Source organism: Kaistella sp. (assembly GCF_032060305.1).
GTDB lineage: Bacteria > Bacteroidota > Bacteroidia > Flavobacteriales > Weeksellaceae > Kaistella > Kaistella yananensis.
In genome coordinates, this window is the sequence record NZ_DAMBHK010000040.1 from 2900 (window position 1) to 7406 (window position 4507).

At 39.6% G+C, this 4507-nt stretch carries 4 protein-coding genes and 1 pseudogene; all 5 read left to right on the forward strand.

Annotated elements, in window-relative coordinates:
- The first annotated feature begins 127 nt into the window (after positions 1 to 127).
- Positions 128 to 835, forward strand: a complete 708-nt coding sequence (locus tag V5N63_RS07145; protein WP_332033399.1) for a c-type cytochrome — start codon at positions 128 to 130, stop codon at positions 833 to 835.
- Positions 836 to 848: 13 nt separating this feature from the next.
- Positions 849 to 2180: a quinol:cytochrome C oxidoreductase gene (locus V5N63_RS07150; protein WP_332033400.1), complete on the forward strand. Its 1332-nt coding sequence runs from the start codon at positions 849 to 851 to the stop codon at positions 2178 to 2180.
- Between the two features lie 78 nt (positions 2181 to 2258).
- A complete protein-coding gene (locus tag V5N63_RS07155) occupies positions 2259 to 3416 on the forward strand; it encodes a hypothetical protein (protein ID WP_332033401.1) in 1158 nt (385 codons plus the stop codon).
- A 1-nt stretch (position 3417) separates the two neighbouring features.
- Positions 3418 to 3954 carry an adenine phosphoribosyltransferase gene (locus V5N63_RS07160; RefSeq protein WP_332033402.1) on the forward strand — a complete coding sequence of 179 codons (537 nt, stop codon included), beginning with the start codon at positions 3418 to 3420 and terminating at the stop codon, positions 3952 to 3954.
- A gap of 137 nt (positions 3955 to 4091) precedes the next feature.
- A pseudogene (locus V5N63_RS07165) lies at positions 4092 to 4507 on the forward strand (tetratricopeptide repeat protein); the annotation flags it as partial.

The window sequence follows — 4507 nt, forward strand, 5'->3', positions numbered from 1 at the left end:
GATGATGTAGAATCTGTAAAACAAATCCTGATAGATACCGGTGTAGAAGAAATTACGGTAAAAGATGCTTAGAATGAAACCCTGTTAAACGGTTCCATTTGATTATAAAAACAATAAAATTGTCCAAATGACAAAGAATATATTTAAAATTACAGCCATCTTAGGATTTGCAGCAATTTCATTAAGTTCTTGCAGCAAAGAAAATCCACCATTGGTTTATTTTCCTGATATGTACTTTCCGGTAGCATATGATCCTTTAATGAAAGCTAAAGATGCATATTCAGACCACGAAAATGAAATCCCTGCTTTTGTTAAAAATAACGGTGCTACAGGATTAAGTCCTGTAAATGGTACTGTTGCACAAAATAAGGATGGTGTTGCAGATGAAGCAATGAATACTGCCATGACGCCCGATCAGTACAACGGAGGTTATGATGCATCTAAATTGGTTACGGTTTCTCCATTAAATCCTGCAAATCAGGCAAAAGATATTGAAAGAGGAAAGCTTTTATATAACCAGGCTTGTGCAGCATGCCACGGTACCGGCGGAGACGGGCAGGGACCAATTGTTGCCAGCGGTGCTTATGTTGGGGTTCCTAATTATGCTGACAGACAGGTTACCGTAGGATCAGTTCATTACGTAATAACCAATGGTAGAAATGCGATGGGTTCTTACGCAGGACAATTGAAACCTGGTGACCGGTGGAGAGTTGCAATGTATGTAATGAATGCCTTCAAAGGTGGAATTGCTCCAGCAGCTCCTGCTGATGCAGCACCTGCGACTGATGCTGCTGCTGCAGCTTCTGCGAGTGTAACAACTAGTCCTATTAAATAAAAAGAATTAAAAAATGTATAGTTTTTCACCTAAATTAAGATTATATTCAATCATATTTATCGTTCTGGGATTAGTGCTTTTTGGAGTAGGTTACTTTATGAATCACGGTATCGATGATGAAAGAATTGAACATATGATGGAGGCCGTTCATGCCGGCGGTAATCATGCTCCTACCCATTCAAGTGAAATGGTGGGGCCTCAGGATCATCAAGCCCATATGGACCATGCAAAACTGCAGATTCATAACCAACCTTTGGCAGCAATTCACACCGTTGCGGTATTTTTGTTCGCGCTGAGCTGTTGTGCATTGTTTTTCTATTCTATTCAGAATGCCGCGCATGCAGGCTGGTCAATCATTATTTTAAGAGTAATGGAAGCTATCGCATCTTTTATACCTTATGCCGGTGCGATTCTTATTATCATCATGCTGTTGAATGCCAGCCATCAGGGACATCTTTTCCACTGGATGGATCCGGAATTAACAACCCCTGGTGACGCACATTTCGATCCTATCCTTTATGAGAAGAAAATATTCTTAAATATTCCTTTCTATGCTTTCAGAACCGTACTTTACGTAGTGGGTGCGTCGTTCTTCGCATGGAAACTTAAAACACTTTCCAAGAAAGTTGATGAAACTAAAGACAGAAAAGTTTATGCATCTTACTATAACTGGAGTATCGGATACATCGCTTTCTTCGGTTTTGCATCTGCAGCCTGGGCTTGGGATTGGTTAATGTCAATTGACCCTCACTGGTATTCTACCATGTACATTTGGTATGCGATGGTAAGTACATTGGCTTCTGCGGTTGCAGCGATCATTCTGATCAGTGTATATCTGAAGAAAAAAGGTGTTTTACCGCAGTTCAATGATAATCACCTGCATGATTTAGGAGTGTTTCTTTTCGCTACAAGTATGCTTTGGTCTTACACATGGTTCTGTCAGTTTATGCTTTACTGGTATGCAAACGTACCGGAAGAGGTTAACTATTTCTTCGGAAGGTTTAAATACTATGGACCAACGTTCCTGCCAATGCTTATTCTAAACTTCCTTATTCCATTATTGGTATTGGTAAGTTCAAGCATTAAGAGAAACTATACCGTAGTAACTACCGTTGCAGTTATTGTACTTGTAGGTCACTGGCTCGATTATTTCAATATGGTGATGCCGGGAACGGTAGGACCTTACTGGAAGACACCGGAAGTATTTATCCTTAATTTAGGCTCCGTGTTGTTTGGCGTTGGTTTGTTTGTATTTGTGGTTTTAACTGCACTTTCAAAACTGAAATTAATTCCGGAAGGCAACCCTTACGTGAAAGAATCAAAAATTTACGAATACCCGTTCTAATTTTCTATAGATCGTTCAATAAAAAAATCCCGGCTTTGTGTCGGGATTTTTGTTAAATTTGTATCTAAACCTCATCTTATGAAGCATTTTTTTCTAATTATATTTTGTTCTTTTTTACTTGTTGCATGTAAGAAAGACAAAGTTGATGCAAGCACCACCAAGTCATTACAGTCAAGTATCAACGATATGGCTTCCAGTCTTAATACACTGCAGCAGGTAAAATTCAATGAAGCCTTGTATATTCTCAAGACTTTTGGAGTTGAAGCAGATGGCGATGTCAACGAACTGAATGCTTTGGGTAAGTTAATTAACGGAATGAAAGTTCCCGGCATTTTTGCTCTCGCAGACAAAGTTGCGCAGGAAAATGGGATCGAATGGACCAGCACAGGCCCACCGTCTTTAGGTGAAATGAATATTTTCGGAAACGAGGAAGCAAAAGAATCTGATCCTAATGATATTACAGCAAACTCATTAAGTGTCACTACGAAACCGCTTGCAGTCGACAGTATTTTAGGACCAAAGTCGATACAGATTGTTCCAAGACTTGTTGATGCTACCGGAAATCCTATTGTTTTCACCGGCGCTGCATTAGAAACGGTAATGGAAGTTTTCAGTAATGGCACCCGAATTTTAACCGCTAAGAATCTTATGCAGGACAACAACTTCAAAGGCTTTAATTTAAGATTTGCGTCCCTGCCTGCAGAGAAAATCAGCGATAACAAGATTGACATTACAGTTTCCGTGAAGACTACAAAGAAAACATATAAAATGTCTAAAATCGGAGTTCCGGTAAATCCTAAAACTTTGCTTTCTCCGCAGGGTAATCCAGCAGAGAATCCAGCAAATCCAAACACCGATATTCCGGTCATAAATCCTACCGATGTTGCTACTGGCACAGAAATTCAGCCGGCTGCGCCTTCAGGAGATCCTAAAACCAGCGTTACCCGTTTTCTGAATAATCTTGGAAGCCAAAACTTGAGAGGAGCCTACGATACTTCCGATAATCCTAACTGGGGATCATATGAAACATTCTCGAATCCGACCTCTGGGTTTGGCGGAGTGAAAAACATCAATGTTAAAAATATTACCACTCAAAGTTCGAGTACAAACTCAGCCAGTGTAAATGCAACGTATGATGTAACTGATAAAAGTGGAAAAACAACTGCGCTGCAGGTAACTTTTGGGTTGAAAAATGTAAATGGAGAATGGAAGATTTCAAGTTATAAGATCAATTAAAATGAAAAATGCCCAGCTGATTCTCGATTTAGAGAATACCATTGAAAATATTCCTGATTTTCCAAAACCTGGAATTCAGTTCAAAGATATAACACCGATTTTTCTTAATCCAAAACTCTACGAAGATGTAATTGCTGATCTCGCGAATTTCAGTCGCGGTAAAGTAGATGCAGTTTGTGGGATCGAAAGTCGCGGGTATCTCTTCGGTATCGCTGTTGCAGTTGCCCTCGAAGTTCCTTTTGTACTCATTCGTAAAGCAGGCAAACTTCCACCGCCTTTTGTCGGCGTGAAATACGATTTAGAATACGGTTCAGCAGAAATTGAAATGCGCACCGGGCAAATTAAACCGGGACAGCGAATTCTTATTCACGACGATCTGCTCGCTACCGGCGGTACAACTGAAGCCGCTGCAAGACTGGTAGAAAAACAGGGTGCAACAGTTTCGCAGTTCAGCTTTTTAATTGGTTTGAAAGATCTTCACGGAGAAGACAGATTAAAGCAGTTCGAAGCAGATGTTTATACAATTCTGGATTATTAAACCTTTTAAAATCCCCTATTTTAACAACAAAAACTTAGCTGTTTGGCTGTAATTTTAAAGCCGAAATGTTTTTTCAGGCTTTATTTTGTAAATCGTTCAAAAACAGTTAAATTTGCACTTCAATTTTTTAATTTATTATGGCAAAACATAAAACGCACACCGACAAAAGAGAGATGGAAGGGAAGGAAACCGTAGAAGTTTTCAAGGATTTAGACAGAGGTGCACTGGATACCGAAAGATTTTTGGAGAAGCATGCTAAAACTTTAGTTACTGTTTTTGTGGCTTTGGTAGCGTTGGTTCTGGGATATTTCGCATATGAGCAGTTTTATGTAGGCCCAAGAAATGAAGAGGCAACGATGAGCTATCTTGCTGCCCAGAAAAATTTAGCAGATGGTAAAGAGGATTTGGCTTTAGGAGGAAAAACCGCTGCAAATCCTGGTTATTTGGGAACTTATAAAGAATATTCAGGAACCAAGGTTGGTAAACTTTCTGCTTATAATGCAGGTCTTCTGAAATTCAAAGAAGGGAAATATCAGGAAGCTTACGATCTGTT

Excerpts from the sequence above, each read along its gene's own strand:
- V5N63_RS07160 (WP_332033402.1), top strand. The coding sequence starts at position 3,418 with ATGAAAAATGCCCAGCTGATTCTCGATTTAGAGAATACCATTGAAAAT.
- V5N63_RS07145 (WP_332033399.1), top strand. The coding sequence starts at position 128 with ATGACAAAGAATATATTTAAAATTACAGCCATCTTAGGATTTGCAGCA.
- V5N63_RS07155 (WP_332033401.1), top strand. The coding sequence starts at position 2,259 with ATGAAGCATTTTTTTCTAATTATATTTTGTTCTTTTTTACTTGTTGCA.
- V5N63_RS07150 (WP_332033400.1), top strand. The coding sequence starts at position 849 with ATGTATAGTTTTTCACCTAAATTAAGATTATATTCAATCATATTTATC.